General features: G+C 75.3%; 3 protein-coding genes. All 3 read right to left on the minus strand.

Translation table 11 applies throughout. The features are described from left to right. Positions 1-98 precede the first annotated feature (98 nt). The gene (locus tag ACFV9H_RS41330) at positions 99-998 is read right to left on the minus strand and encodes a 4-(cytidine 5'-diphospho)-2-C-methyl-D-erythritol kinase (protein WP_385409145.1); all 900 of its coding nucleotides are present in this window, start codon (positions 996-998) and stop codon (positions 99-101) included. Further along, on the minus strand, positions 995-1,906 hold the full coding sequence (gene rsmA, locus ACFV9H_RS41335) for a 16S rRNA (adenine(1518)-N(6)/adenine(1519)-N(6))-dimethyltransferase RsmA (RefSeq protein ID WP_385409147.1): 912 nt from the start codon (positions 1,904-1,906) through the stop codon (positions 995-997). The genes ACFV9H_RS41330 and rsmA overlap by 4 nt, the downstream gene beginning before the upstream one ends. Next, a partial coding sequence (locus tag ACFV9H_RS41340) for a ubiquitin-like domain-containing protein (protein ID WP_385409149.1) occupies positions 1,903-3,129 on the minus strand: 1,227 nt, incomplete at its 5' end. The genes rsmA and ACFV9H_RS41340, both read right to left, overlap by 4 nt.

Consider the following 3,129-nt stretch of genomic DNA (forward strand, 5'->3'; position numbering starts at 1 on the left):
GGATTTTCCAGCCTCGCCGGCGTTTGAGGCGCGGGGGCCCCCGGACGGAGTCTGGGGGAGGGTCTGGGGCGGAGCCCCGAGGAGGCCGGGCCGCAGGGCTACGGCAGGACCGTGGCTCCGGGGGCCGGGGAGGTCGCCACGCGGGTGGTGCGGCAGGTGCCGGAGGCATCCAGGGCCGCGGCCACCTTCAGCGCGGATTCCGGGTCGCGGACCAGGAAGGCCGTGGTCGGGCCGGAGCCGGAGACCAGCGCGGCCAGTGCCCCGGCGTCCAGTCCCGCCGCCAGGGTGTGCGACAGCTGCGGGCGCAGGGAGAGGGCGGCCGGCTGGAGGTCATTGGCCAGCACACCCGCCAGCGCGTCCGCGTCGCCCGAGGCGAGCGCGGCGAGGAGGGCGGGGGAGGCCTCGGGGGCCGGGATCGAGACGCCGGCGGCAGCCGCCAGGCGGTCGAACTCGCGGAACACCGCAGGGGTGGACAGCCCGCCGTCGGCCACGGCGAACACCCAGTGGAAGGTGCCGGCGGCCACCGGCGTCAGCAGCTCCCCGCGGCCGGTCCCGAGCGCCGCGCCGCCGACCAGGCTGAAGGGGACGTCGCTGCCCAGTTCCGCGCAGATGTCGAGCAGTTCGGCGCGCGGGGTGTCCAGCCCCCACAGGGCGTCGCACGCCAGCAGGGCCGCCGCCCCGTCCGCGCTGCCGCCCGCCATGCCGCCCGCCACCGGGATGTTCTTCGCGATGTGGAGGTGGACGGACGGGGAGATGCCGTGGCGCGCCGCGAGGATCTCGGCGGCCCGCGCGGCCAGGTTCGTACGGTCCAACGGCACCTGGTCGGCGTCCGGGCCGGAGCAGCTGACGGTCAGGGAGTCGGCCGGGGTCGCCGTGACCTCGTCGAAGAGGGAGACGGCGAGGAACACGTTGGCCAGGTCGTGGAAGCCGTCGGGGCGCGCCGCGCCCACCGCGAGCTGGACGTTGACCTTCGCGGGCACTCGTACGGTGACAGTCACAGCGCGGGCCTCTCCGCCGCCGGCTTGTGCTCGGCGATCGCGGCGAACTCCTCGACCGTCAGCGACTCTCCGCGTGCCTGCGGCGAGATCCCGGCCGCGACCAGCGCGGCCTCGGCGCCCGCCGCCGAACCGGCCCAGCCGGCCAGCGCGGCGCGCAGCGTCTTGCGGCGCTGCGCGAAGGCGGCGTCCACGACCGCGAACACCTCCGCCTTGGTGGCGGTGGTCTTGATCGGCTCGGTGCGGCGGACGAGGGAGACCAGGCCCGAGTCGACGTTCGGCGCGGGCCAGAAGACCTTGCGGCCGATGGAGCCGGCCCGCTTGACGTGCGCGTACCAGTTGGCCTTGACGGAGGGCACTCCGTACACCTTGTTGCCGGGTTCGGCGGCGAGCCGGTCGGCGACCTCCGCCTGCACCATGACGAGGGTCCGCTCGATGCTCGGGAACCGGTCCAGCATGGTCAGCAGTACCGGCACCGCGACGTTGTACGGCAGGTTCGCGACGAGCGCGGTGGGCGCCGGCCCGGGCAGCTCCGTGACCAGCATCGCGTCGGAGTGGACCAGCGCGAAGTGGTCCTTGCGCTCGGGCATCCGGGCCTCGATGGTGGCGGGCAGCGCGGCCGCGAGGATGTCGTCGATCTCGACGGCGGTGACCCGGTCGGCGGCCTCCAGCAGGGCGAGCGTCAGCGAGCCCAGCCCCGGCCCGACCTCGACGACCACGTCGTCGGGCCGCACCTCGGCGGTGCGCACGATGCGGCGCACCGTGTTGGCGTCGATGACGAAGTTCTGCCCCTTCTGCTTCGTCGGCTTCACGCCGAGTACGGCGGCCAGCTCCCGGATCTCGGCGGGTCCGAGGAGGGCGTCGGAAGGGGGGGCGGGGTTTTCGTTGGGCTGCTGCTCTGCGGTACTCACCGGGCAAGCCTACGGCCGCAGTGGGGCCAGGGACTCGCCCCCCGCTGCACGTAGAGCTTCTTCGCCCGGTACGTCTGTTCCGTGGCGGGCGCGTCCTGGGGGCGGCCGCTGCCGCCGAGGCCCTGCCAGGTGCGGACGTCGAACTGGTAGAGGCCGCCGTAGGTGCCCGAGGCGTCGGTGGCGGTGGGGCGGCCGCCGGACTCGCACTGGGCGAGGGCGGCCCAGTCGAGGCTGTCGGCGCCGGCGACGGAGGTGGGCAGCGGCTTCGTGCCGACCTTGACGAGTTGGGTGACGGGCTCGCGGACGATCTCCTCGGCGACGATGCGGGGCTTCTGCCGGACCCCGTTGACGGTGCGCAGGCTGTACGTGACCCGGCGCGCGCCGGGTCGGCCGGCGCGTTCGACGACTTCGGTGCCGGCGAAGAGGCCGGCGTCCTCGACCTTCTCGGTCGCGTACGGGATGCGCTCCTCGCGGACCTCTCGGGTGCCGGTGATGCGGAGCACGGTGACGGTCTGGCCGTCGCGCGGGAAGGAGTCCGGGAGGACGGAGGTGGTGTCCTGGCCGTGCAGGGTGATGCCGGCCTGGTCGAGGGCCTCCTGGACGGTGGCCGCGTTGGTGCGGATGGTGCGTTCGCTGCCGTCCGCGAGGAAGGTGACGCTGCGCTCGGTGCGGACGCTGAGGGCGAGGCCCGCGCGGGGGACGGGGGCCGTGCGGGGGGCGGAGAGGTAGGCGCCCTCGGCGCGGATGCCGAGCTGGCGCAGGGCGCCCTCGACGGTGCGGGCGGTGGTCCACACCTGGCGCTGTTGTCCGTCGAGGGTCAGGCGCAGGGGCCGGCCGTAGCGGACGACGACCTGTTCCCCGTCGTCGAGGGGTTCGCCGGGGGCGGGGGCGACGAGGTCGTGGGGGCCGACGCCGAGGCCTTCGGCGGCCAGCAGTTCGGTGACGTCGTCGGCGAAGGTGTGGAGGTCCCGCGGGACCCCGTCCACGGTGAGCCGGACGGTCTTGTCGGCGGCGACGAACGCGGTGGTGCCACCGGCGAGGAAGGCGACGACGAGGGCCTGCGGCACGATCCGCCGCCAGTTCCCTCCCGGGGTGGGCGCGGGTACGGGTGCGGCCCGCCGGCGGCCGGTGCCGCGTCCGGCGGGCGCGGGCAGGGTGGCGGGCTCCGCGCTCCTGCGGCGGCCGGTACCCGGTGGGGCGGCGGCCGGGCCCGGTGTTTCGGC

The organism is Streptomyces sp. NPDC059874, assembly GCF_042731135.1.
Taxonomy (GTDB): Bacteria; Actinomycetota; Actinomycetes; order Streptomycetales; family Streptomycetaceae; genus Streptomyces.